The sequence below is a fragment of the Sphingopyxis sp. GW247-27LB genome (genome assembly GCF_002277025.1).
Taxonomy (GTDB): domain Bacteria; phylum Pseudomonadota; class Alphaproteobacteria; order Sphingomonadales; family Sphingomonadaceae; genus Sphingopyxis.
This window is the reverse complement of sequence record NZ_NIWD01000002.1, coordinates 353,444-377,047: the sequence shown is the minus strand read 5'-3', so window position 1 is coordinate 377,047 and position 23,604 is coordinate 353,444. Positions and strand designations below refer to the sequence as shown.

Sequence of the window (23,604 nt, the reverse complement as noted above, 5' to 3'; positions counted from 1 at the left end):
GATCCCAGCCATCAGCCGGGAGAATCATCATGGCGTTCGATACCATCCAGCAAGCCGCCCTCGTCGTCCGCAAGGTCGAAGACACCACCCACGAAGGCCAGCCCGCGCGTGCCGTCGTCGCTTCGCGCGACTATGCGACCGGAATCGACGACCTGTGGAACGCGATCACCGACAAGGCGCGCATCCCGCGCTGGTTCGCACCGGTCGAGGGCGACCTCACCCTCGGCGGAAAATACCAGATCAAGGGCAATGCCGGCGGCACCGTCACCGCGTGCGAACCGCCGCGCAGCTTCGCGCTGACCTGGGAGTTCGGGGGCGGCACGAGCTGGGTCGAGGTCGGGCTGGCCGAAGCCGGCGACGGCGGCACCCGCCTGACGCTGCGCCATATCGCGCCGCTCGACGACAAGTCGGAGGAGTTCTGGGACCGCTTCGGCCCCGGCGCGGTCGGCGTGGGTTGGGACCTGTCGCTGCTCGGCCTCGCATGGCACCTCGAAACCGGTGAGGCGGTGAAGGAACGCTTCGCCGAAGAGACCTGGCCGCTGAGCGACGAAGGCAAGGCCTTCGCGACGTCGAGCAGCGACGCGTGGACCGCCGCATCGATCGCCTATGGAACCGCCGCGGACGCCGCGAACCGCGCGGGCGCCGACACGACCGCCTTCTACACCGGCGGCGCCGCGCCCCAATGATTCAAGCCTGATGCACGCCTTCGACATCCTCGGCGACCCGGTACGTCGCCGCATCCTCGAACTCCTCGCCGAGGGCGTGCGGAGCTCGGGCGAGGTCGTCGAGGTGATCGCCGCCGAGTTCGGCATCACGCAGCCCGCGGTGTCGCAGCATCTGCGCGTCCTGCGCGACCATGGCTTCGCGACCGCCCGCGCCGAGGGGCGACGCAGGATTTATGCCGTCGCACCCGAGCGTTTCGACGAGATCGACGCCTGGGTGCAACGCTTCCGGCGCACATGGGAGCCGCGCTTCGAAGCGCTGGCGACCGAGGTGGCGCGGGGGAAGAAGGCGCGGACGATGGAAGGTGAAAACTGATCCCACTCCTGCAAGTGGGAGGGGAACTAAGCGGTCAGTGCCGCATCCCGCAACCCGCGCCAGATGCGCAAGGCCTGCCGGTTTTCCGCAATGTCGTGCACGCGCAAGAGCTGCGCGCCCTGCGACGCCGCCTGATAATGCAGCGCCACCGTCCCGCCCAACCGTTGGTCGGCCGGCGCTTCATTGTCGAGCGCGCCGATCATCCGTTTGCGGCTGGCTCCGAACAGGATCGGGCAGCCGAGCGTGTGGAACAGCGCCAGACCGTTCACCAGCGCCAGATTGTCGGCGATCCCCTTGCCGAAGCCGAGCCCCGGATCGACGATGATCTTCGCGGGATCGACCCCCGCGGCGACGCACGCCGCGATGCGCTCGGCGAGCATGTCGTACACCTCGAACAGCACATGATCGTAGCCGCCGCCCTCGTGCGGGTCGCTCTTCGCCGACGGCGCGTGCATCAGCACCACCGGGCAGCCCGCGCGCGCGACGGCGTCCATCGCGCGGTCGTCGTAGCGGAGCGCCGAAATATCGTTGACGATCGTCGCGCCCGCCGCGAGCGCCGCTTCCATCACCGCCGCCTTGCGCGTGTCGATCGACACCGCGACGCCGCCTTTCGCGAGCGCCGCGACGACGCCCTCGACGCGCGCGATCTCGTCGCCTTCCCAGACCAGCGGCGCGCCGGGCCGCGTCGATTCGCCGCCGACATCGAGGATCGCGGCGCCCGCCGACGCCATCGCGAAGCCCGCCTCCGCCGCCGCCGCGGCATCGACATGCTTGCCGCCGTCGGAGAAGCTGTCGGGCGTGACGTTGAGGATACCCATCAATTGCGGTTCGCTCAGCCGCACCGTCCGCGCACCGAGCGCCAGCGCACCGCGCGGGCGCTGCACCGCGGCGCGCTGCACGGTTGCCGCTTCACCGAGCGCATCGGGCATGGCGGCGATCCAGTCCCCGAGCTGGGGAACCGGCACGACCGCCGATCGAACCGTGCCGCTGTCACGCAGGCTGACGTGCCACGCGGCGAACCAGAGCATCGTGTCGGCGAGCCGCAGGCAGGCGTCGTCCAGCTCGTGCGGCCGGTCGACGAAACAGGCCGGGCGGCAATAGATTTTGGCGCCGGGCGAGACGGCGCCGAGGCCGGGCCTGGTCAGTGGTGCGAACATGCCCGTTCCCCCCTATCCGTCGCCCCTGCGAAGGCGGGGGCCGCTGGCATCATTGAACCGCCACGTCGTGGTAAGCCGACTACGGCCCCCGCCTTTGCGGGGGCGACGATCATTCTTGCCTGTTACGCCTCGTTCGCGAGCAGCCAATCCTGCCGCACCGCGTCGATCACGCGCAATTGCTTGCCGTCGTCGACGTGCCAGAAGGTCCAGCCGTTGCAGCTCGGCGCGCCCTGCACGCCCGCGCCGACCTTGTGGATCGACCCCGGGGCCTGTCCCTCGCAATCGAGGCTGCCGTCGACGCGCACCTTGGCCTTCCAGCGGCGTTTCGTGTCGGTGAGCACCGTCCCGGGTGCGATCATCCCGCATTCGACGAGCGTGCCGAAAGCGACGCGCGTCGCCGCCTTGGGCGCCATCATCGTCTTCACCGCGCTTTCGTCGAGCGGCAGCGCCATCTCGATGCGCTCCTTCGCCGCCGCGATATAATCATCCTCGCGCTCGATGCCGATGAAATGGCGCCCGAGCCGCTTCGCGACCGCGCCGGTGGTGCCGGTGCCGAAGAAGGGGTCGAGAATCACGTCGCCGGGGTTCGAGCAGGCGAGCAGGATGCGATAGAGCAGCGCCTCGGGCTTCTGCGTCGGGTGAACTTTCGTTCCGCCCTTCTTCAAGCGCTCCTGCCCACCGCAGATAGGGATCAGCCAGTCCGAACGCATCTGCAATTCGTCGTTCAGCGTCTTCATCGCGCGATAGTTGAAGGTGTAGCGCGCCTTTTCGCCCATCGACGCCCAGATCAGCGTCTCGTGCGCGTTGGTGAAGCGCGTGCCCTTGAAATTGGGCATCGGGTTCGCCTTGCGCCACACGATGTCGTTGAGGATCCAGTATCCCTGATCCTGCAGCGCCGCGCCGACGCGGAAGATATTGTGATAGCTGCCGATCACCCAGATGCTGCCGCCGGGCTTCAGGATGCGCTTCGCTTCCTTGAGCCACGCATGGGTGAAGCGGTCGTAGGTCGCGAGGCTGTCGAACTTGTCCCAATCGTCGTCGACCGCATCGACCTGGCTACCGTCGGGGCGCAGCAGGTCGCCGCCGAGCTGGAGATTGTATGGCGGGTCGGCGAAGATCATGTCGACCGACGCCGCGGGCAGCGAGCGCATCATCTCGACGCAATCGCCCTGCAATATGCTGTCGAGCGGAAGGTCCGTGCGCGCCGTTTTCGCCGCGCGCTGCTTTACCGCCGGGGCCTTGACCCGCTCCATCACACCCATGCCGCTTGCCCCTGTTTCATTGCAAAGAAGGCCTTGATGAGTCCGGCGGAGTCCGCCGTCAAGCTCAGGATTCTAAGGAATCCGCGTGTCCAAATGGTTAAGGGGATGAGAACGAAAGGAGTCTGCCACGACATATGGAGCCTGTCGCGACTCGGAGACTCAACCACTGGTGGTGTGACCGGGAGGACTCAGTGGCGAAAAAATTCCTCTCCCTTGGGAGGAGAGGAATCAAATCCCCGGATCGACCCCGGTCAGGTCGACCGAGCGTTCCCACAATTCGCGCGCCAGCTTCGGGTCGCGCGCCATGCTCGTTGCGCGCGCCGGGCCCGAACGGCCGGTCACCTCGCCCAGCCCCTGCGGCCCCAGATAGTCGCCGCCCTGGACGTTCGCTCCGGTCGCCGCCTGCAGCGTCGGCCACGCACCCTGCGCCGCGCTGTTGAAGAAGGGCGTCGCGAGCGGGGTCATATAGCGCAGCGGCAACGGAAGGTGCCGCGTCAGCTCGGTGAGCGCGACGCCGGGATGGCAGCCGATCGCCTGCGTCGCCCGCCCCGCGGCACCGAGGCGCCGGTCGAGCTCGAACATCGTGAGCAGGTTGGCGAGCTTGCTCGTCTGGTAACGCTGCCAATTATGGTAGCTGCGGCTCGCGTCGAGATCGCTGTAATCCATCAGGCCGCCCTTGTGCGCGAGGCTCGCGGTGATCACGATGCGGTCGTCGACATGCGGATGAACAAGGCCCGTGAAGGCGAAGGGGCCGAGGTGATTGACCCCGAACTGCAGCTCGAAACCCTGTTTCGTCAATGTGCGCGGCGGGATCATCACGCCGGCATTGTTGATCAGCACGTCGATCCGCGGCCCCGCGAGCACCGCCGCCGCCGCGTCGCGCACCTGATCGAGGTCGGCGAGATCGAGCCGCAGAAAGCTGAACTCGGCCTTGGGCGCGTCGGCGCGGATCGCCGTCATCGCCGCATCGACGCGTGCCTCGTCGCGACACGCGAGCACGACATGCGCGCCGCGCGCGGCCAGTATCTTCGCGGTTTCGAAGCCGATCCCGGCATTGGCGCCGGTGACGAGGAAGCGCCGCCCGGTCTGCACGCCGACATTTTCGGCGCTGAATCCGCTGCGCATGCTCTCTCCCCTCCTCAGGCCCCTGCGTCAGACCAGCTGCATTTGCGCGACCGGTGCAAAACTGGTCCGGTGGAGCGGCGTCGGACCGTGCTGGCGCAGCGCCGCGAGATGCTCGCGCGTACCATAGCCCATGTTCGTCGCCCAGCCAAAGACCGGATAGTCGCGCGCCGCGGCGACCATGATGCGGTCGCGATGCTCCTTCGCGATGATGCTCGCCGCCGAAATGCAGGGGTGCAGCGCGTCGCCGCCGACCACCGCGCGGGCGCGATATCTCCAGCGCGGCAGCCGGTTGCCGTCGACCAGCACCTCGTGCGGGTCGCAGCCCAGCGCCTCGACCGCGCGCGTCATCGCGAGGAAGGTCGCCTGCAGGATGTTGATCGCGTCGATCTCGGCGACGCTCGCCTCGCCAACGCCCCAGCGGCAGCGCGTCTTGATCAGGATTTCCAGCTCGCCGCGCCGCTTCGCGGTCAGCTTCTTGCTGTCATCGAGCCCGTCGATCCCGTCCTCGCACAGGATCACCGCGGCCGCGACCACCGGCCCCGCAAGCGGCCCGCGCCCGGCTTCGTCGACACCCACCGTTAGATACGCCACGGCGGATACCTTCGATATTCACCCGCTTGATAGAGGCAGAGGCGGTTCCCCGCGGGATCGGTCAGTCGCGCCTCGCGCCAGCCCCATTCCTCGTCCTTCGGCATCTGGTCGAAGCGCACCCCGCGCCGCGCGAGATAGGCGACCCAGGCGTCGAGCGCCCCGCTCTCCAGATACGCCGTCGCGCCGCCCGCCGTGCCGTCACCGACGTGAATCGACAGAGTCACGCCGTTGGCCGCCTCGAAGCGCGCATAACCCCCAATTCCTTCAGCACCCGGACTGTCGACGATCTGCGTCAGCCCCATCTGCTTGTAGAAGGCGACCGACGCCGCATAGTCGGTCGCGGGCAGCGTGATCTGGTTGAGCGCGGGCCCCGTGAACAGCCCGTCGTTGCGCACCGCCTGCTGCCCCATCGGGCCGTGCCCCTCGCCCAGCCCCGGCGCATCGAGCAGCGCGAGGCGCACGAAATCGCGCGCGCGCGCGACCGCGGGCTCGATCGGCATGCCCTGCGCCAAACCGCACGCGATCGCGCTCGCCAGCGTGCAGCCGGTGCCGTGGGTGTGCGGCGTGTCGATCCGCGGCGCCTCCCAGCGCGCGACCTCGCCCGCGTCCGGTTCGAGCAGGCGGTCGGTCACCGTGTCGCCCTCGCCGTGCCCACCCTTGACGAGCAGCGCGCAGCCGTGCGCGAGGATCGCCTCCTCGCCGCCCAGCGCCGCCAGCTCGCCGAGGTTCGGCGTCGCCACCGCCGCGCGCGCCAGCAGCGCCTCGAACGCGCGGATCGTCGCGGCGTCGGCGAGCACCGAGCCGCTCGTCGAGACCATCACCGGGTCGAACACGACCGGCGCGCCGGCAAGGTCGGGCCGGGCGAGCCGCTCAGCGACCGCCGCGGCGGTTTCGGCGCTGCCGATCATCCCGATCTTGACCGCATCGACGCCGATATCCGACGCGATGCTGTCGATCTGCATCAGCACCATGTCGGTCGGCACCGGATGCACGCCCTGCACGCCGAGCGTGTTCTGCGCGGTGATCGCGGCGATGGCGGTCATCGCGTGGCCGCCGAGCATCGTCACCGTCTTGATGTCGGCCTGGATGCCTGCGCCGCCCCCGCTGTCGGACCCGGCGATGATCAGGACGCGCGCGGTCATCGAACAGGCTCGAAGTGAAAAATCATCGCGCGCCCGGATGCCGCCGCTCGGTCGACGCCGGGAACTTCGCCAGCGCCGCGCCTTCGCGCAACGGGCGGTCGAGCAGGTCGCCGCCGCAATTGGGGCAGCGCTCGTCGAGCTTGTCGGCACAATCGGCGCAGAAGGTGCACTCGAACGAGCAGATGAAGGCGCCGTGGATATTGGCGGGCAGGTCGCGGCCGCAGCGTTCGCAATCGGGTCGCATTTCCAGCATGTCTATTCTCCTGCGGCGACGCGCACTGCGTCGCAGATCATGTCGACGACCCGCTCGACCTCGCCGGCGTCGTCGCCCTCGGCCATCACGCGGATCACGGGTTCGGTGCCCGAGGCGCGGATGACGAGGCGGCCGCGGCCGTCGAGCGCGCCCTCCCCCTCGGCGATCGCCGCCTGGACCTGCGCGTCGTCGAGCGGCTTGCCGCCCTTGAAGCGCACATTCTTCAAAAGCTGCGGCACCGGGTCGAACTGGTGGAGCAATTCGCTCGCGGGCTTGCCCGACGTCACCAGCTCGGCGAGCACCTGGAGCCCGGCGAGCGTCCCGTCGCCGGTCGTCGCATGGTCGGACAGGATCATGTGCCCCGACTGTTCGCCGCCAACGTTGAAGCCGCCGCTCTTCATCCGTTCGAGCACATAGCGGTCGCCGACCTTGGTGCGCTCGAGGCGCAGCCCCTCGCCCTCCAGAAAGCGTTCGAGGCCGAGGTTCGACATCACCGTCGCGACGACGCCGCCGCCCTTCAGCCGCCCCTGCCGCGCCCAGCTCGCGCCGATCAGCCCCATGATCTGGTCGCCGTCGACGATCGCGCCCTTTTCGTCGACCACGATCAGCCGGTCGGCGTCGCCGTCGAGCGCGATACCGATGTCGGCCCCGCTCGCGACGACGGTTTCCTGCAGCAGCCCCGGCGCGGTCGAGCCGCAGCGGTCGTTGATGTTGATGCCGTTGGGTTCGACCCCGATCGCGACGACGTCGGCGCCCAGTTCCCAGAACACCGTGGGCGCGCTGTTGTAGGCGGCGCCGTTGGCGCAATCGACGACGATCTTCAGCCCGTCGAGCCGGGCCGCCTCGGGCAGGCTCTGCTTCACCGCGTGGATATAGCGGCCGCGCGCGTCCTCGATCCGCTTGGCGCGCCCGATCTGCGCGGGGGCGGCGAGCTTCGGCTGCTGCGCGAGCAGCAGCTCGATCTGCGCCTCGTCCTCGTCCGACAGCTTGTAGCCGTCGGGACCGAACAGCTTGATTCCATTGTCGTGAAAGGGATTGTGGCTGGCCGAGAGCATCACCCCCAGGTCGGCGCGCATCGAATGCGTCAGCATCGCCACGGCCGGGGTCGGCATCGGGCCGACCTGGACCACGTCCATGCCGACGCTGGTGAAGCCCGCGACGAGCGCGTTCTCGAGCATATAGCCCGAGAGGCGCGTGTCCTTGCCGATGACGACGCGGTGCTTGTGCGTGCCGCGCAGGAAATGGGCGCCGGCCGCCATGCCGACGCGCATCGCCACTTCGACCGTCATCGGAATCTCGTTCGTCATCCCGCGGATACCGTCGGTTCCGAAAAACTTGCGCATGGCACCTCTGCTACTTAAGCCGAACATCAGGACAAGAGCTTGCCCCGGCACCCCCGGGATGGCCCTAGGTCACCCATTTTTGCTTGGCAAGCAGGCCAGCGACTGCCCGGGGAATTTGAACGTGAAATCCGCATGGGTCATCCTCTCGGCGCTGGTCGTTGGAATGCTGCTGGGAGTCGGCGTGGAAAGCTGGTCGCCCGGCGGGGCGAGCGCGTCGCTGCGCATCGTCGAGCCCGTCGGCATCCTCTGGCTCAACGCGCTCAAGATGACGATCGTGCCTTTGATCGTCGCGCTGCTGATCACCGGCATCACCGCGACCGCCGACGCCGCGCGCGCGGGGGCGCTCGCCGCGCGCGCGGTCGCGACCTTCATCGCCGCGATCGTCATCACCGGCGCCATGTCGCTGCTGCTCACGCCGCTGCTGCTGCGGCTTTTCCCGCTGTCGACCGCGGCTGCCGATGCGCTTCGCCACGGGCTCGGCGGAGTGGTGGAAACGCCGGCTTCACCGACCTTCGCCGACTATCTGCTCAGCCTGGTGCCGACCAACCCGATCGCCGCCGCGGCCGATACCGCGGTCCTGCCGCTGATCGTCTTCACCACCATCTTCGCCTTCGCGATCACCCGCATCGGGCCCGAGCAGCGCGCAAGCCTGTCGGGGCTGTTCAAGGCGCTCGGCGACGCGATGCTGGTCGTGATCGGCTGGGTGCTCGCGCTGGCGCCGATCGGGGTGTTCGCGCTCGGCTACGCGCTCGCCGTCAAGGCCGGGTTCGCGGCGTTCGGCGGGCTCCTCCATTATGTGCTGATCGTCTCGGGCGTCGGGGTCGCCTGCGTGATCCTGGGCCTGATCCTCGCGTGGCTGGTCGTCGGGGTCGCGCCGCCGCGCTTCGTGCGTGCGATGATCCCGACGCTCGCGGTCGCGCTCAGCACGCAAAGCTCGCTCGCCAGCCTGCCCGCGATGCTCGACGCTTCCAAGACCCTCGGGGTCGATCCCAAAAAGGCCGACATCATATTGCCGCTCGCGGTCGCGCTCTTCCGCTTCACCAGCACCGCGATGAACCTGGCGGTGGTCGTCTACGTCGCCTGGCTGTTCGGCATCGGCCTGACGCCCTGGACGATGGCGATCGGCCTCGCGGTCGCGGTCGCCGCGGCGCTGAGCTCGGTCAGCCTGCCCGGATCGATCAGCTTCGTCACCTCGATCGCACCGATCGCGGTCTCGATGGGGGTTCCGGTCGCGCCGCTCGGCCTGCTCGTCGCGGTCGAGACTTTTCCCGATATCTGGCGTACGCTGGGCAATGTCGTCGCCGACGTCGCCGCCACCAAATATGCCGCCGACGGTGTCGCGGACGAACCTGCAGGAGAAACGCCATGAAATATCGCACGCTCGGCCACGGCCTTCAGGTATCGGCGATCGGGATCGGCTGCATGCCGATGATCAAGGGGGGCAACATCCTCTATGGCGACAATGTCGATCTGGACGAATCGACGCGCACCATCCACCGCGCGATCGACCTCGGCGTCACCTTCTTCGACACCGCCGAAATCTATGGCCCCTTCGCGAACGAGGAACTGCTTGGGCAGGCGATCAAAGGCAAGCGCGAGGGCCTCGTCATCGCGACCAAGTTCGGCTTCCAGTTCGACGGCAAGCGGATCACCGGCGTCGACGGCTCGCCCGCCAACGCTCGCCGCGCGTGCGAAGGCTCGCTCCAGCGGCTCGGCATCGACACGATCGACCTCTTCTACCAGCACCGCGTCGATCCGTCGGTGCCGATCGAGGAGACGGTCGGCGGCATGATGGAGCTGGTCAGGGAAGGCAAGGTCCGCCACATCGCGCTGTCCGAAGCCGGTCCCGACACGCTGCGCCGCGCCGCCAGGGCCGCGCCGATCACCGCGCTGCAGAGCGAATATTCGATATGGGAGCGGGACGTCGAAGAGGAAATCCTGGGCATCTGCCGCGAGAACGGCATCGGTTTCGTCCCCTATTCGCCGCTCGGCCGCGGTTTCCTCGCCGGCACGATCCGCAGCCGCGACGAGCTTCCCGAGCATGACTGGCGGCGGGGCGATCCGCGCTATTCGGACGAGAATCTGCCCGCCAACCTCGCGATCGTCGACGCGATCGCCGGCGTCGCGGCGAAACGCGGCGTCTCGAACGCGCAGGTCGCGCTCGCCTGGCTGCTGGCGCAGGGCGACGACATCGTTCCCATTCCGGGCACCAAGCGCCGCGCGACGATGGAGGACAGCGTCGCCGCCGCCGACGTCACCCTGACCGCCGACGATCTCGCCGCAATCGAAGCGGCGGCCCCGCGCGGCGGCACCAGCGGTCCGCGCTATGGCGAGCAGGGCATGCGGATGGTGCGGATTTAGAGGAGGACGGCGGTTTTTGATCGATTGCGGACCTTCGGATCTTCAGCGAATGGACGGTGGCAACAACCGGCAAGGATCATCGAATGAACCGGAAATTTCTGGTAGGCGTGTTAACCGGGGCGGCTCTTGGCATTTGTGCATGGGGAGCCGCAACGCTGTGGCATCGGGATGATCAACAGCCGCTATATCTCCGTCTCGTCGACGACGATTTTGATTACATTCTCGGATCGGATTACAAGCCTGAAACGGAGGGTCCTACGAGCCTCAAGGTGCTGCGGGACTGCAAGGTAGAAGCCTTTTTGACCGACGCTGGCGGCAATGACGCTGCATCCTCTTCATTCATCGCCCTAGATACAACCCCACCTGAGAAAGTGAATTGCCTGATCGGAGAGGCGCGTATCCGCTCAATGTCGATCGCCATTGTGCGAGGCATCGACACAACGCCGACCGATTGCTTGGGCGGCTGGCCGACGCGATTTCGCGACCGCGAGGCCGGCGATTTCAATTTATGCGTTGGGGGGAAGAATCCAAATCCGATTTACGTGCCCACGCCGCCGCCAAAGCGTTAGTCCGCTTCCGGCCGGAAGCAGGCTTATCTTACATCGTCATCCCGGACTTGATCCGGGATCCATTCTCTGAGCGCCGAATGAATGGATCTCGGATCAAGTCCGGGATGACGAAAACAGGGGAGCAATGTCTGCTCCCCACTCCGAAAGCCGCCTTCCGCCCCAGACCTATCCGCCTGAATCCCTCGTCTCCATCCGCGCGCACAGCGCATCGACCTTCTCCGCAAGCTCGCTGATCCGCATCTGGTCGATTTTCTCGTGCAGCCGCATGATCTCCAGCTCGGCGCGCAGGTTGATCTCGTAATCGAGTTTCTCGGTCAGCCGGTCCTTCGCCGCCTGCCGATTCTGGCTCATCATGATCACCGGCGCCTGGATCGCCGCGAGCATCGACAGCATCAGGTTGAGGAAGATGAAAGGATAGGGATCGAAGGTCAGCCCCAGATGCTCGAGCGCCTTCGAATTGATCAGCATCCACGCGAAGAGCACCAGCGAAAAGCCGATGATGAAGCCCCACGACCCGCCGACCGCGGCGACCCTGTCGGCGAGCCGGGCGCCGAGGCTCGGGCGCGTCGTCGGATCGTCGGCGTCGGCCCCGACGTCGCGACTCGTCGGCGCGCGTTCGGCGATGGCGCGGATGACGCGCCGCTCGCCCGCGTCGAGATCGTCGTAGGGGCAGCCGAGCAGCCGCAGCGACAGGTCCGAAATCTGCTCGTCGCGGCTCATCATGTCGCTAGCCGATCCAGTGCCAGATGCCCGCCGCCATATAGCCGAGCGCGCCGTGCGCCCAGGTCGCGGCGAGCCAGACCGCGATGCCGCCGAACAGGGCATGCGGCCGCGGGATGGTATCGCCCCACGGCGTCATGCCGCTGAGCTGGCGCGCGAAGGGCACGAAGCTCGTCCGTGCCGCCCAGTGGCGCCACGCGTCGCCCATCAGCCGCGCCTTCTTCACGTCCTGCCCCGCCGCCCCGACGAGCGCGAGGAAGGCGATGGTCGCCGACAGCACCATCTGAGCGCCCGTGGGCATGACGAGCGCGTGCGCGAGCGCCCACAGCGCGAAGCCCCACATCATCGGATGGCGCGTGATCGCATAGACGCCGCGCGGCGCGCCCTGCGCGGCGAAGGCGGCGCCGGGCGCGGGGAGCGCGGGGTTGCCGACCAGCGAGCCCATGAAGAGGATGCTCGCAAAGAGCACGATCAGCGACGCAAATGCCCACAGCCCGTCGCCGGCCGCCCACAGCGGCGGTTCGGGCGGCATGCCGCGCCACGCCTGGACGACCATCACCAATGTCGCGATCGCGACCACCGAATAGACGACCTGGAACGGCCGCTCGCCCATCCGCCCGGCGAGCGGCGCGCGCAGCGGGTGCGACAGCAAAAGATGCGTGCCCACGAACAGGATGCAGGTCACGATCAGCAACGTCATCGGTTCCACGGCCCGTCACCTCTCTTCACGGTGCCGCGTCGGTCAGGCGCGGTCTTTATCGGTCACCAGTCATAGGCGTTCGGCAGCGCGCCTTCCACCGGATCGGCATAGCGGTCGCGCAGCCGGTCCTGGCGCGTTGTCAGCGACTGGCGCTTGCCGTCGATCCAAATCGCGGTCGGGCGGCTGCCGAGTTCGAGCGGATCCTTGTCCCATATCACCACGTCGCCGGCACGGCCGGGCCGCAACGACCCGATCTGGCCGTCCATGCCCACCGCGCGCGCCGGGGCGCTGCTGATCGAGGCGAAGGCCTGATCCCAGCTCAGCCCGCTCGCGCCCGGCATTTTGGTCAGCCCGACCAGATTGCCGGCATATTGCGTCGCATAGCCCATTTTATGCGCGTCGTCGTCGTCGAACACGCCGACCGCGACGTCGATCCCCGCCGCCTTCATCCGCCCGGCGTTCGACTGGGTCGCCCCGAGCCGCTCGAAGCTCCCCGGCAGATCGGTCAGCGGCGACACCAGCACCGGCACCTTGGCCGCGGCGATCTCGCGCGCCACCATCCAGCCCTCGGTCGCGCCGACGAGCACGAGCTTCAGCGCGGGAAAATCCTGCTTCAGCTTCAGCACGTTGACGATGTCGGCGGCGCGGTCGACGCGGACGAAGAGCGGCGTCGCGCCGTCGATCACCCGCACCAGAGCGTCGGCGTCGGCGCGCTGGATCATCGCGTCATTGCCCCATTCGGCGAGCACCGCGGGGTTGCGGGCATAGCTGCGCGCGGCGAGCAATTGCTCGCGGAACAGAAGGAAGGTCGCGGCGCGGCTGCCGCCCGCCTTCGCCGATCCCGCCTCGCCGAAGGCGACGAACTGCAGCGCGCGCGGACGCGTCACCATGTCCATGTCGTCGGCGAGGTCGACGACCGCGCCCTGGCCCGCGAACAGATTGCTGCTGCCGCCCGGCGCGACGATCGCGCGGGTGACGCCCGCGGCGCGGTTCACCGCGATCGGCGATCCCATCGGGTTGAGCGCCGGGGCGATGTCGAGCCCCGCCGAAAAACGCGTGCGCGGCGCCGAACGGTCGTTGGTGCCGCCGACCGCATCGACCTCGGTCAGCCCGACGCGGCTGAACGCGGCGACGATGCCCGGGGTGACATAATGGCCCTCGGCATCGATGCGCTCCATCCCCGCGGGAACGACCACCCCGTCGCCGGCCGCGACGACCTTGCCGCCGCGGACGATCACCGAGCCGCCCTCGATCGGCGCGCTGCCGTCGCCGATGACGAGCGTTGCGTTGACGATCGCGACATCCTGCGCGGCCGCGGGCAGCGCGAAGGCGAGCGCGGCGGCCGAAAGCATCAGCGCGCGCATCATTTCACGTCCCCCTCGCCCGGCTGGCCCAGTTCGAAATCGCTCACCGGGCGCCGCTTCGGGTCCATCGCGTCGAACAGCAGCGCGCCGTCGATCCACACCTTTTCGGGGCGCGTATAGGCGCTGAATGGATTGCCGTTCCACAGCACCGCATCGGCCATCTTGCCCGGCTTCAGGCTGCCGGTCCTGTCGGCGATGCCCAGCGCCTTGGCGGGGTTGTAGGACAGCCAGGTCCACGCCTGCTCGTCGCTGATCTGCATTCCCATCCGGCGCCCGGCGGCGAGCGCCTTCGCCGCTTCCTGATTGAGCCGCTGGATCTGGTTCTCGTCATCCGAATGGACGATGGTGCAGGCGCCCGCGCGGTTCACCAGCGCGATATTCTCGGGCACCGAATCATAGGCCTCCATCTTGAAGCCCCACCAGTCGGCCCACATCGCGGCGCAAATGCCTTCCTTCTCCAGAAGGTCGGCGATCTTGTAGGCTTCGACCGCGTGGTGGAACGCCGTCACCTTGTATCCGAACTCATGGCTCATATCGATGACGAGCGCCATTTCGTCGGCGCGGTAGCAATGATTGTGGACGAGAATCTCGCCCGACAGCACCCCGGCGAGCGTTTCCATGGCGAGGTCGCGGTCGACCGCTTTCCCCTCGTCGAGCTTCTTCTTGTACGCCGCCGCTTTCGCCCAAGTCGCGCGGTCGACCGCGAAATTGCCCATGCGGGTCGAGGGCATCCGCCCCTTGCCGCCATAGACGCGCTTGGGATTCTCGCCGCACGCCATCTTCAGTCCATAGGTCGCGCCGGGGAATTTCATTCCCTGCACCGTGCGCGCCGGCACATTCTTCAGCACCACCGAGCGGCCGCCGATCAGGTTCGCGCTGCCCGGAAGGATCTGCAGCGTCGTGATCCCGCCATTGGCGAGCGCGCGGGTGAAGCCGGGGTCCTGCGGCCAGACGCTGTGCTCGACCCACACCTCGGGGGTCGTCGGGCTCGTCGCCTCGTTGCCGTCGTCGTGCGCGTCGACGCTGGGGGTCGGATAGTCGCCGAGGTGGCTGTGGACGTCGATCACGCCGGGGGTCAGATATTTGCCCGTCCCGTCTACGACCGCCGCGTCGGCTGGGATCGGCAGGTCGGCGCCGCCGACGCTCGCGACCTTGCCCTCGGCGAGCACCACCGTGCCATTGTCGATCCGCCCGCCCTCGCCGTCGAAGACCGTCACGCCGCGCACCGCGGTGACGCGGCCGGGGTAGGCGTGATAGGTCGACGGATAGGGATCCTTGCTGAACCGCTCGGCCTTCTTCTCGGCCGGCGGCGGCGCATCGCTCGCCGGCTTCGCGTCCTGCCCGGCCGCGGCGCAGCCCGCGAACGCCAGCGATACGGCGGCGAGCAGGCCGCCCTTCAGCCCCCGCCTCACGATCAGGTCGCAGGCTTGGGTTCGGGGTGGACGCCCGCGGCCTGCGCCTCGCCGAGTTCGCCCGATCCGGCGATATCGTCCTCGCGGTCGCGCAGCGTGTCGAGGTGCATCCACTTCTTCACGATCGGCGACAGTGCCAGCACGACGACGCTGACGCCCAGCGTGATCCAGCCGATCTCATTATAGATGGCGAGCGTCGCTTCCTTGGTCATCTCGCCGCTCTCGCCGCCCGTCGCCTCGCCGATCTTGCCGGCGACGAAATTTCCGACCGCGGTCATGTAGAACCAGGCGCCCATGATCAGCGACGCCATGAACGACGGCGCGAGCCGGTTCATCGCGCTGAGACCCACCGGCGACAGGCAGAGCTCCCCCGTGGTGTGGAGCAGATAGAGCAGGAAGACGAAGATCACCGGCGTCAGCGCCTCGGGTCCGACGCTGCGCGCGCCCCAGACGAAAACGAGGAAGCCGAGCCCGACCTGCGCGAGCGCCAGCGCGAACTTGGCCGGCGCCGACGGCTCGAGCCCGCGCTTGCCGAGAAGCTGCCACAGCGCCGCGAAGAACGGAGCGAAGATGATGATGTAGATCGGGTTGATCGACTGGAACAGCGACGCCGGCACCGAACCGATATCGACATAGCGGTCGGTATAGAGGTTGAAGCTGCCGCCCGCCTGTTCGAACAGACCCCAGAACAGCGGGTTGAGCCCGATCAGGAACAGGATCGCATAGATGCGGTCGCGCGCATGATGCTCGATGCGGAATTTCTCGATCGCCAGCCCCACCAGCACGACGAGCATGCCGACGATATAGATGAGCTGCGCGACCGTCAGGCCCATGATCTTGGCCCCATCGTCCGACAGCGGCAGGCCGAGCGCGTTCGACAGCGGCAGGAACAACATCGCGGCCATGCCCGCGATCAGGATGGCGCGGCTGTCGCCGGGCGCGCTGGCCATCTTGCCATAGGGAAGCTGCAGCGCCGCGACCGCGGCGACATAGACGAGCAGCAGCGTGCCAGACACGAGCAGCAGATTTTCGATGACGTCCTGATACTGGATGAGGCCCCACATCACGAGCACGGCGGCAAGGCCGGTGCCGTAGAGCGTCCATTCCTTTTGCCGGCTCAGCGGCGCCGGCGCCTCGCCAGCCCCGAGCAGCACCTTCTTGCCCAGCACGAAGACGATCAGGCCGGCGATCATGCCGATGCCTGCCAGCCCGAAGCCATAGGCCCAGCCGATCTTCTGTCCCAGATAGCCGACGAGGATGGTGCCGATCGCGGCGCCCGAGTTAATCCCCATGTAGAAGATGGTGTAGGCGGCATCGCGGCGCATGTCGGTCAGGCGATAGAGTTGCCCGACCATCACCGAGATATTCGCCTTCAGGAAGCCCGATCCGACGATGATCAGCGCGAGCGCCAGCCAGAAGATGTTGATTGTCGGGTCGTCCTGACCGCCGACTCCCTCGAAAGCCATGAACAAATGGCCGAAGGCGAGCAGGACGCCGCCGAACAGCACCGCCTTGCGCTGCCCCAGATAACGGTCGGCAAGATAGCCGCCAAGCACCGGGGTAATGTAGACGAGGCTGGTATAGGCTCCGTAGATCAGGTTCGACTTGCCGTCGGAAAACAGCCAGTGCTGGGTCAGATAGAGGATCAGCTGCGCGCGCATGCCGTAGTAGGAGAAACGCTCCCACATTTCGGCGAAGAAGAGCATGTAGAGGCCCTTGGGATGGCCGGCGAACTCGGGCTTCCGGCTCCCGGCGATCAGTGCGCCGATGGTCAGGAACGCGCCCAATACCACCAACGCGATGACGAAGGTCCAATCGCCCCCGTCCCAAAGGCTCATGTCTTTCATGCGAATGCGTCCCCTTGTCGCCGAATGTGTCGCCGAATGTCGTTTGCGGCCGTGCGCCGCCTATATCCGGCCAACCTAGCGCGAAAATTGCGCAATGGAAGAATCTAATTGCGCGTGAAACTGGTTGGGAGGCCAACGCGCTCTTGCGAAGGCTTCGCAAAAGAGCCACATGCGCCGCATGTTCAACGACACCTCCTCGCTCCGCTCGCACCTCGCCACCCGCCGCTCGGGCAAGGCGCGCGACATGGTCGCCCCCGGTCCCGACGCCGCGCAGCTCAAGGATATCATCGGCCTTGCGCTACGCACGCCCGACCATGGCAAGCTCGCGCCCTGGCGTATCGTCATGATCGCCGACGGCCAGCGCGAAACCTTCGCCAGCCTGCTCAAGCGCGCGTGGGTCGCCGAGAATCCCGGCGCCGCGGGGATGGATCTGTCGGCGCTCGACCAGTTCGCGCATCAGGCGCCGACGCTGCTCGTGCTGATCTCGACGCCGGTGCCCGGCGCGAAGATCCCGGTCTGGGAACAGCAGATGTCGGCGGGCGCGGTCGGCATGAACCTGCTCCACGCCGCGCACGCGCACGGCTTTGTCGGCAGCTGGCTGACCGGCTGGGCGGCCTACAGTCCCGAAGTCGTGGCCGCCTTTGGCGTCGGTGAGGGCGACCGGATCGCCGGCTATTTCTTCTTCGGCACGCCGGGCGAACCACTCAAGGAGCGGCCGCGGCCAGAATATGACGATGTGGTGAGCGGGTGGGACATATAATTTCGCGACATCGCCTCGCGAAGCAATGACCGCGATTTGACTGTGCTGCTGTCTTATGGCATTAAGGCGGCATGCTCGATCAGACCAAACCCGTGTACCAGCGCCTGCGCGACGTGATCGCCAACGCCATCCTCGACGGCACCTATCGCGACGGCGACATGCTGCCGTCGGTACGCTCGCTCGCCGCCGAGGAAGGCGCAAACCCGCTCACCGTCGCCAAGGCCTATCAGACCTTTCAGGACGAGGGGCTGGTCACGGTCAAGCGCGGGGTCGGCATGTTCGTCGCGGCGGGCGCGACCGACCGGCTGCGCGAACTGATGCGCGAGGATTTCCTGACCAACATCTGGCCCCCCGTCGCCCAGCAGATGCGCCGCATCGGCCTCGACGCGCGGACGCTGCTCGGCCTGACCGAGGCTTAGGCGGGCGGCTGTTAGGTCGGTTCGCGACCGGAAGGGGACGTTTCATTCTTCGTCACCCTGAACTTGTTTCAGGGTCCATGGCCTGCCCTTGAATTGGGCGCGGCGCAGAAGGGTGACATTGGGCCATGGATGCTGAAACAAGTTCAGCATGACGAGGTTGGGTGGCAGCTCCCCACCCCAGAGCTACCCCCAACCACACCCAACCTACCGCCCGATCTGCGCCGCCTTGTCACGCAGATCCGCCGCCGCTTGGCGGTCACCCTGCCCTTCGAGCAGGTCGGCATAAATCCCCATGATCTCCGCGTTCAGCGGCTGCAGCCGATAGGCGAGCGCGATCAGCGGCAGCGCGCGCTTCGGCTGCCCCTTCGCCGCCCAGGCGCGCGCGAGTTCGCGCAGCACCACGACGTCGCGATTGCCGACCCTCCGGCGCACCCGCTCGAAATGCGCAATCGCCTGGTTCCAATGCTCGAGATCCATCGCGAGGTGCCCGGCGAGCCGGTCGGCAGCGACGCTCGACGGCTGGCTGTCGCGCAGCGCGAGGATCGCCGCGCCCGACCCCGCGGGGTCGCCGGCCCGATAGAGCGCGTTGGCGAGCCGCAGCGTCGTGCGCTCGCCGGCGTCGAGGTCGCGCGCCTTGCGATAGGCGCCGACCGCCAGGTCGAAGCGCCCGTCGGCCAGCGCCGCGTCGCCGAGCAGGATATGCGCGTCGGCGACCCCCGGATTGGCGTCGCGCAGCCTCGCCGCGCGCGCGATCGCGCTTTGCGTCCGGCCGCTCGCGATGTCCGCCGAGATGGCGGGAATCGCCTTCGCCGGATCGAGCGGCGCCGCATCGGCGGCCATCGACACCAGCCCGTAGCGGTCGTCGACCGCAAAGGGCGCCGCATCGCCGCGCGTCAGCGCCGCCGCGCGCGCCTGATAGGCGGCCGAAGCGCGGCGATCGCCACGCTCCGCGGCGACACGCGCCGCGAGCAGCAGCGACCAGCTGTCGGCATCGTCGCGGTCGACGATCGGCGCCAGCGCCTCCGCCGCGCCATCGGCATCGCCGTCGGCCCAGTTTGCCGCCGCGAGGATGCGCCGCGCGGTTCCGTTGTGCGGCTGTTCGGTCAGCAGCCGGTCGGCCCAGGTCGCCGACACCGCCTCGCCGCCGAGCTCGAGCTCGACCACCGCGCTCAGCAGCATGAAGCCCGGCTCCTCGTCCATCTGCCCGCGCGTGCGCTGGAGTAGACTGCGCGCGAGCTGATAATCGTCGCCGCGCGCCGCGAGCACCGCCTGCAGATAATAGAGGCGCGGATCGCCCGGAACGATCATCGCGGCATGGCGCAGCGCCGCGAGCATGTCGTGATAGCGGCCGAGATCGCCAAAGGTCGCGGCCTGATCGATCAGCGCCCCGGCATTGTCGGGGTTGGCCGCCAGCGCCTTGTCGTACCAGGGAAGCGACGCGGTCATCCCCTCGCGCACGCGCACCAGATTGGCCTTGAGCGCGAGCGCGTCGCTGTTCGCGGGATCGAGCTCGATCGCATAATCGACCGCGTCGCGCGCACCCAGCGCATCGGCATTGGCGTCGCGGAAGCGCGCGACATCGACCCACAGCGCCGCGTCGCGCGGCAGTTCGCGCACCGCGCGGTCGAGCGCTTCGCGCGCCGCGCCAAGATCGCCGTCCGCCAGATGGACGGTGCCCGCGACCCACGCCGCCTCGCCCTCCATCTCGGGCGCGACCGGCCCCGCGCCGAGCGTCTGTAGCGCGCGCGCGCCGTCGCCCTGCAGCGCATAGGCGCGCGCGAGGAGCGGACGCAGCACTTCCACGCGCCCGCCCGCCGCGAGCGCCGCCTTCACCGCGGCTTCGGCCGCCACCCCGTCGCCGAGGCGAAAGGCGATGCGCGCGAGCTCGACCCGCGCTTCGATCGCGCGCGGATCGTCCGCGATGGCATCCTGCAATTCGGCGCGCCGCTGTTCGAGCGCCTGGCGCCCGCCCATCGGCCGCGGCCCGTCGCACCCGGCCAGCACCGCCGCAATCAGCAGCGTGCCCATCCAGACGCGACGCAGGGTCATTCAGGCCTGCATCCGATATTGCTTGAGCAGGTCGTAGAGCGTCGGCCGGCTGATCCCGAGCAGCTTGGCGGCGGCCGAGATATTGCCCTCGCTCTGCGTCATCGCACGGCGGATCGCGACGCGGTCGGCGGCTTCGCGCGCGCTGCGCAGGTTGAGCCAGTCGGCCTCTTCGCCCGCGTCCGCCGCCGACAGGTCGAGGTCGTCCTTCGTCACCAGTCTGCCGTCGGCCATGATCACCGCGCGCTTGACCCGGTTTTCGAGCTCGCGGACGTTGCCCGGCCAGCGCGCCGCGTCGATCGCCTGCAGTGCGTCGGGCGCGAAGCCGCGCACCCCGGGATTCATCTCGGGCGCATAATGGTGGAGGAAGTGCCGCGCGAGCAGCACCGCGTCGCCCGGCCGCTCGGCAAGCGATGGAATCTTCACCACCATCTCGGCGAGCCGGTAATACAGGTCGTCGCGAAAGCTGCCCTCGGCGATCATCGCATCGAGATCGCGGTGCGTCGCGCAAACGATGCGCGTGTCGACCGCGATCGCCTTGCGCCCGCCGATCCGCTCGATCGTCCGCTCCTGAAGGAATCGCAGCAGCTTGACCTGCAGCGGCAGCGGGATGTCGCCGACCTCGTCGAGGAATAGGGTGCCGCCGTGCGCCAGCTCGATCTTGCCCTCGGTCGTCTTGACCGCGCCGGTGAACGCCCCCTTCTCGTGCCCGAACAATTCGCTTTCGAGCAGGGTTTCGGGAATCGCGGCGCAGTTGATCGCGACGAACGCCCCGTCGCGCCGCGCGCTCGCCTCGTGCAGTCCGCGCGCGAGCAGTTCCTTGCCGGTGCCGCTCGCGCCGAGCAGCATCACCGACACGTCGAGATTGGCAACGCGCTCGATCGTCCGCGCGACCTTCAGCATCTCGGGCGCGCCGGTGATCATCCCGCCGAGCACGCGATTGTCGCTGGCGCCCACCTCGGCGAGCCGCGCATTCTCGACCTCGAGCGCGCGAACGTGGAAGGCGCGGCGGACGATCAGTCCCAGCTCCTCGATGTCGATCGGCTTCTGGTAGAAATCCCAGGCGCCGTTCGCGATCGCGGTCAGCGCGCTCGCGCGCTCGCCGTGCCCCGACACGACGATGACCTTGGTATCGGGCTTGGCCTCGAGGATCGCGCTCAGCACGCGGAATCCCTCGCGGATGCCGTCGGGATCGGGGGGCAGGCCGAGGTCGAGCGTCACCACCGCGGGCTCCTCGGCGCGCAGCAGCTCGATCGCGCGGTCGTGGTCGCCCGCGATCAGCACCTCATAATCCTCATAGGCCCATTTGAGCTGCGTCTGCAGCCCCGGGTCGTCCTCGACCACCAGCAGCTTGCGCCGCGCGTCGGTTCGGTCGCTCGTCATCATCCCACCTTCACCCATTCATTCCCGGCGGCGCTCGCGCCATCCTCACCCGCCGCCGGCAGCCACAGAGTGAAGCAGCTCCCCTTCCCCGGCTCGCTCGCCACGTCGATCGTCCCGCCCATCGCCTGCGCGAGCTGCAGCGCCTCGAAGGCACCGAGCCCGAAGCCCGCCTCCTTGGTCGACACGAAAGGCTTGAACAATTCGCCCTGGATGAAGGCGCGGCTCATCCCGACGCCCTGGTCGAGAATGTCGATCCGCACCCGCCCCGCCTCGCGTGCCGCGATCAGCTGCACCGGCGTGCCCTCGGGCGACGCGTCGATCGCATTGGCCGCGAGCTGCTCGACGATCTGGCGCAGCGACGCCGCGTCGGCCCAGGCGGCAAGCCCGGTCTCGCAGCCGACGACGAGCGGCGCGCGCGGCCGCAACTGCGCCGCGACGTCGCTGAGCACGGGCTCGACGAAGGTTCGCGCCGCCTCCGCCGCGCGGCCGCGCTCGCGCGGCGACAGGCGCGCGAGCAGCCCCGTCAGCCGGCCCGCCGACAGCTTCAGCGTCTCGACCATGTCGGCGCGGAATTCGGGCTTGTCCGCGTGCCGCTCGGCATTGCGCGCGAGCAGCGACAATTGGCTCGCGAGATTCTTGATATCGTGCATGATGAAGGCGAAGCGGCGGTTGAACTCGTCGAAGCGCTTCGCCTCCGACAGCGCCGCCTGGCTCTGCGATTCGGCGAGATAGCTCGCCGCCTGCCGCCCCGCGATGCGCAGCACGTCGAGATCCTCCCAATCGAGCGCGCGCGCGACCGGCGGACGGTGCAGCACCGCCGCCGCGATCATCCGCCCGAAATGCAGTACCGGCACCACGACCCAGGCGCGCGCATCGGCGACCAGCCAGCCGGGGATCGCCATGTCGTCGCCCGCCCCCGCGCCGCCGCGGCGCACCGCGTCGAGGTCGACGATATGCTGCGTCTCCTGCAGCACGAAGGCGCAGCGCAGCGGCAGCTCGGCCGCCTCGTCTACCCCGCCCGGCCAATGCCACTGGTCGGCGACGCGGAAATTCCCCTGCGCGTCGGGCAGCATCAGCAGCGCGCCGGGGCTGCCGGTCAGTTCGGCGAGCGCCTTGGCGACGCGGCGGTGGAGGTTCGTGCCGCCTTCGCCGTCCTCCGCCTGGCCCAGCGTCGCGGTGAAGCGCATCCATTCGGCGCGATAGTCGTAGCGATGTTCGAAGAAATGCTTCGAGATCATCACCGCGAGCCACGCCCGCACGCGGCCCGAGACGAAGAGCAGCCCGCCCGCGCCGAGCGCGACGAGCAGGAAGATGCCCTGCGCCAGTTCGCCATAATCGCCGCCGACCAGCCGCGCGACCGCGCCGGTCAGCCCGATCAGCATCAGATAGGCGGCGGCGCCGAGCAGAAGGATCGTGCGTGTCGCCGCGGTTCGCGACAACCGCATCCGCTCGCGCCCGACATCCATCGCGGCGACGATGAAGGTCGGCAGGATCAGGAGCGCCACCGCGGGCAGCAGCAGGATCAGCGTCGTCGCCGGCGCGCCGGTCAGCGCGCCGATCAGCTGAACGTTGAGCTCATAAGCCCACAGCATCGCGAAGCCGCCCGCGACCGCGAGCACCGGCATCCGCAAGCCCGCGCTGCCGTGGCGTACCCCGCTGTCGACGAGCAGCAACCCGCCCGACGCCGTGATCATCGCGACGATCGCGAGGCTCGGCGCCATCCATTCGACCGACAGCAGGCCGTCGCGCAGGAGGCTCCCGCCCGCCGCGATGAGCGCGACGGCGCAGAAGGTGACGAGCAGGCGCAGGATCAGCCGCAGCGGCCGCGACATCGGCGCCTGCGCGCTCCAGAAGGTCGCGCCGAGCCAGCCGAGCCATCCGATGCTGCGCAGCGCCCGCCCGGCGAGCGCCTGCGCCGATCCCGGCCCGAACGCATGGACGAGCAGGCACCAGATCGCCGTTGCCCCCGCCGCCGCGACCAGCCATGCGGGCGCCGGCATCAGCGCCCGCATCCGCCCGCGCGGCCGGCTGAGCAGCCACAGCGTCACGCCGGCGAACCCGACCAGCGCAAGTATCGCGAGCAGCTCCGACAGGGCGGCGAGCGCCGGCACG

At 68.5% G+C, this 23,604-nt stretch carries 22 protein-coding genes; 7 read left to right on the top strand and 15 right to left on the bottom strand.

The genetic code is table 11. From position 1 onward, the window contains the following. Nucleotides 1-29 precede the first annotated feature (29 nt). The gene (locus CD928_RS01795) at nucleotides 30-686 is read left to right on the top strand and encodes an SRPBCC family protein (RefSeq protein WP_095384069.1); all 657 of its coding nucleotides are present in this window, start codon (nucleotides 30-32) and stop codon (nucleotides 684-686) included. Nucleotides 687-696: 10 nt separating this feature from the next. Continuing rightward, nucleotides 697-1,038, top strand: coding sequence for a helix-turn-helix transcriptional regulator (locus CD928_RS01790; RefSeq protein ID WP_095384066.1), 342 nt, complete (start codon nucleotides 697-699; stop codon nucleotides 1,036-1,038). Between the two features lie 26 nt (nucleotides 1,039-1,064). Here the strand turns inward: CD928_RS01790 and folP are convergent, their stop codons facing one another. From folP to glmM, 7 genes are all read right to left on the bottom strand, one after another. Then, nucleotides 1,065-2,195: a dihydropteroate synthase gene (gene folP, locus CD928_RS01785; RefSeq protein WP_095384064.1), complete on the bottom strand. Its 1,131-nt coding sequence runs from the start codon at nucleotides 2,193-2,195 to the stop codon at nucleotides 1,065-1,067. A 122-nt stretch (nucleotides 2,196-2,317) separates the two neighbouring features. Beyond that, the gene (locus tag CD928_RS01780) at nucleotides 2,318-3,457 is read right to left on the bottom strand and encodes a site-specific DNA-methyltransferase (RefSeq protein WP_095384061.1); all 1,140 of its coding nucleotides are present in this window, start codon (nucleotides 3,455-3,457) and stop codon (nucleotides 2,318-2,320) included. Between the two features lie 228 nt (nucleotides 3,458-3,685). Then, entirely contained in the window at nucleotides 3,686-4,582 is an 897-nt protein-coding gene (locus CD928_RS01775) for an oxidoreductase (protein ID WP_095384058.1), read from the bottom strand. A gap of 27 nt (nucleotides 4,583-4,609) precedes the next feature. Continuing rightward, nucleotides 4,610-5,173 carry a ribonuclease HII gene (locus tag CD928_RS01770; protein ID WP_255247011.1) on the bottom strand — a complete coding sequence of 188 codons (564 nt, stop codon included), beginning with the start codon at nucleotides 5,171-5,173 and terminating at the stop codon, nucleotides 4,610-4,612. Continuing rightward, complete coding sequence (gene thiD / locus CD928_RS01765) at nucleotides 5,161-6,315, bottom strand: bifunctional hydroxymethylpyrimidine kinase/phosphomethylpyrimidine kinase (RefSeq protein ID WP_095384052.1); 1,155 nt, start codon at nucleotides 6,313-6,315, stop codon at nucleotides 5,161-5,163. The genes CD928_RS01770 and thiD overlap by 13 nt, the downstream gene beginning before the upstream one ends. A gap of 22 nt (nucleotides 6,316-6,337) precedes the next feature. After that, nucleotides 6,338-6,568 (bottom strand): DUF1272 domain-containing protein, encoded by a 231-nt coding sequence (locus CD928_RS01760; RefSeq protein WP_095384049.1) that lies wholly within the window; start codon nucleotides 6,566-6,568, stop codon nucleotides 6,338-6,340. A gap of 2 nt (nucleotides 6,569-6,570) precedes the next feature. Beyond that, the gene (glmM, locus tag CD928_RS01755; protein WP_095384046.1) at nucleotides 6,571-7,911 is read right to left on the bottom strand and encodes a phosphoglucosamine mutase; all 1,341 of its coding nucleotides are present in this window, start codon (nucleotides 7,909-7,911) and stop codon (nucleotides 6,571-6,573) included. Between the two features lie 121 nt (nucleotides 7,912-8,032). On the opposite strand from glmM, the gene CD928_RS01750 reads away from it, so the two are divergent. The 3 genes from CD928_RS01750 (at nucleotide 8,033) to CD928_RS22890 (ending at nucleotide 10,841) form a co-directional block, all read left to right on the top strand. Continuing rightward, nucleotides 8,033-9,280, top strand: a complete 1,248-nt coding sequence (locus CD928_RS01750) for a dicarboxylate/amino acid:cation symporter (RefSeq protein ID WP_095384044.1) — start codon at nucleotides 8,033-8,035, stop codon at nucleotides 9,278-9,280. Then, nucleotides 9,277-10,272, top strand: coding sequence for an aldo/keto reductase (locus CD928_RS01745; RefSeq protein ID WP_095384041.1), 996 nt, complete (start codon nucleotides 9,277-9,279; stop codon nucleotides 10,270-10,272). The genes CD928_RS01750 and CD928_RS01745 overlap by 4 nt, the downstream gene beginning before the upstream one ends. Nucleotides 10,273-10,355: 83 nt before the next feature. Continuing rightward, entirely contained in the window at nucleotides 10,356-10,841 is a 486-nt protein-coding gene (locus CD928_RS22890; protein WP_141237056.1) for a hypothetical protein, read from the top strand. Nucleotides 10,842-11,006: 165 nt separating this feature from the next. Here the strand turns inward: CD928_RS22890 and CD928_RS01740 are convergent, their stop codons facing one another. The 5 genes from CD928_RS01740 to CD928_RS01720 are packed head-to-tail and all read right to left on the bottom strand — an operon-like array spanning nucleotide 11,007 to nucleotide 16,884. Next, nucleotides 11,007-11,561, bottom strand: coding sequence for a DUF1003 domain-containing protein (locus CD928_RS01740; RefSeq protein ID WP_095385132.1), 555 nt, complete (start codon nucleotides 11,559-11,561; stop codon nucleotides 11,007-11,009). Nucleotides 11,562-11,568: 7 nt separating this feature from the next. Then, on the bottom strand, nucleotides 11,569-12,270 hold the full coding sequence (locus CD928_RS01735; RefSeq protein WP_176473405.1) for an NnrU family protein: 702 nt from the start codon (nucleotides 12,268-12,270) through the stop codon (nucleotides 11,569-11,571). Nucleotides 12,271-12,323: 53 nt separating this feature from the next. After that, nucleotides 12,324-13,628, bottom strand: coding sequence for an amidohydrolase family protein (locus tag CD928_RS01730; RefSeq protein WP_095384035.1), 1,305 nt, complete (start codon nucleotides 13,626-13,628; stop codon nucleotides 12,324-12,326). Next, a complete protein-coding gene (locus tag CD928_RS01725; protein ID WP_176473404.1) occupies nucleotides 13,625-15,037 on the bottom strand; it encodes an amidohydrolase in 1,413 nt (470 codons plus the stop codon). The genes CD928_RS01730 and CD928_RS01725 overlap by 4 nt, the downstream gene beginning before the upstream one ends. Nucleotides 15,038-15,039: 2 nt before the next feature. Further along, nucleotides 15,040-16,884, bottom strand: a complete 1,845-nt coding sequence (locus tag CD928_RS01720) for a peptide MFS transporter (RefSeq protein ID WP_095384032.1) — start codon at nucleotides 16,882-16,884, stop codon at nucleotides 15,040-15,042. Between the two features lie 178 nt (nucleotides 16,885-17,062). Here CD928_RS01720 and CD928_RS01715 point away from each other — a divergent pair, with 178 nt between their 5' ends. Then, the gene (locus CD928_RS01715) at nucleotides 17,063-17,644 is read left to right on the top strand and encodes a nitroreductase (protein WP_095385126.1); all 582 of its coding nucleotides are present in this window, start codon (nucleotides 17,063-17,065) and stop codon (nucleotides 17,642-17,644) included. A 71-nt stretch (nucleotides 17,645-17,715) separates the two neighbouring features. After that, nucleotides 17,716-18,063: a GntR family transcriptional regulator gene (locus tag CD928_RS01710; protein ID WP_095384028.1), complete on the top strand. Its 348-nt coding sequence runs from the start codon at nucleotides 17,716-17,718 to the stop codon at nucleotides 18,061-18,063. 204 nt (nucleotides 18,064-18,267) lie between these two features. Here the strand turns inward: CD928_RS01710 and CD928_RS01705 are convergent, their stop codons facing one another. From CD928_RS01705 to prsK, 3 genes are read right to left on the bottom strand one after another with little or no spacing between them, the layout of a single operon-like run. Then, nucleotides 18,268-20,112 (bottom strand): tetratricopeptide repeat protein, encoded by a 1,845-nt coding sequence (locus tag CD928_RS01705; protein WP_095384025.1) that lies wholly within the window; start codon nucleotides 20,110-20,112, stop codon nucleotides 18,268-18,270. Further along, the gene (gene prsR / locus CD928_RS01700) at nucleotides 20,113-21,492 is read right to left on the bottom strand and encodes a PEP-CTERM-box response regulator transcription factor (RefSeq protein WP_095385124.1); all 1,380 of its coding nucleotides are present in this window, start codon (nucleotides 21,490-21,492) and stop codon (nucleotides 20,113-20,115) included. Beyond that, entirely contained in the window at nucleotides 21,492-23,603 is a 2,112-nt protein-coding gene (prsK, locus tag CD928_RS01695) for an XrtA/PEP-CTERM system histidine kinase PrsK (protein ID WP_095385122.1), read from the bottom strand. Before prsK ends, prsR begins: the two co-directional genes overlap by 1 nt. Between the last annotated feature and the right edge of the window lies 1 nt (nucleotide 23,604).

Bases quoted from the DNA above. Each gene is read 5' to 3' on its own strand.
- CD928_RS01790 (WP_095384066.1), top strand. From the start codon at position 697: ATGCACGCCTTCGACATCCTCGGCGACCCGGTACGTCGCCGCATCCTC.
- CD928_RS01705 (WP_095384025.1), bottom strand. From the start codon at position 20,112: ATGACCCTGCGTCGCGTCTGGATGGGCACGCTGCTGATTGCGGCGGTG.
- CD928_RS01780 (WP_095384061.1), bottom strand. From the start codon at position 3,457: ATGGGTGTGATGGAGCGGGTCAAGGCCCCGGCGGTAAAGCAGCGCGCG.
- glmM (WP_095384046.1), bottom strand. From the start codon at position 7,911: ATGCGCAAGTTTTTCGGAACCGACGGTATCCGCGGGATGACGAACGAG.
- CD928_RS01775 (WP_095384058.1), bottom strand. From the start codon at position 4,582: ATGCGCAGCGGATTCAGCGCCGAAAATGTCGGCGTGCAGACCGGGCGG.
- CD928_RS01760 (WP_095384049.1), bottom strand. From the start codon at position 6,568: ATGCTGGAAATGCGACCCGATTGCGAACGCTGCGGCCGCGACCTGCCC.
- folP (WP_095384064.1), bottom strand. From the start codon at position 2,195: ATGTTCGCACCACTGACCAGGCCCGGCCTCGGCGCCGTCTCGCCCGGC.
- prsR (WP_095385124.1), bottom strand. From the start codon at position 21,492: ATGACGAGCGACCGAACCGACGCGCGGCGCAAGCTGCTGGTGGTCGAG.
- CD928_RS01745 (WP_095384041.1), top strand. From the start codon at position 9,277: ATGAAATATCGCACGCTCGGCCACGGCCTTCAGGTATCGGCGATCGGG.
- CD928_RS01795 (WP_095384069.1), top strand. From the start codon at position 30: ATGGCGTTCGATACCATCCAGCAAGCCGCCCTCGTCGTCCGCAAGGTC.
- CD928_RS01730 (WP_095384035.1), bottom strand. From the start codon at position 13,628: ATGATGCGCGCGCTGATGCTTTCGGCCGCCGCGCTCGCCTTCGCGCTG.
- CD928_RS01710 (WP_095384028.1), top strand. From the start codon at position 17,716: ATGCTCGATCAGACCAAACCCGTGTACCAGCGCCTGCGCGACGTGATC.
- CD928_RS01715 (WP_095385126.1), top strand. From the start codon at position 17,063: ATGTTCAACGACACCTCCTCGCTCCGCTCGCACCTCGCCACCCGCCGC.
- CD928_RS01740 (WP_095385132.1), bottom strand. From the start codon at position 11,561: ATGAGCCGCGACGAGCAGATTTCGGACCTGTCGCTGCGGCTGCTCGGC.
- CD928_RS22890 (WP_141237056.1), top strand. From the start codon at position 10,356: ATGAACCGGAAATTTCTGGTAGGCGTGTTAACCGGGGCGGCTCTTGGC.
- thiD (WP_095384052.1), bottom strand. From the start codon at position 6,315: ATGACCGCGCGCGTCCTGATCATCGCCGGGTCCGACAGCGGGGGCGGC.
- CD928_RS01720 (WP_095384032.1), bottom strand. From the start codon at position 16,884: ATGAAAGACATGAGCCTTTGGGACGGGGGCGATTGGACCTTCGTCATC.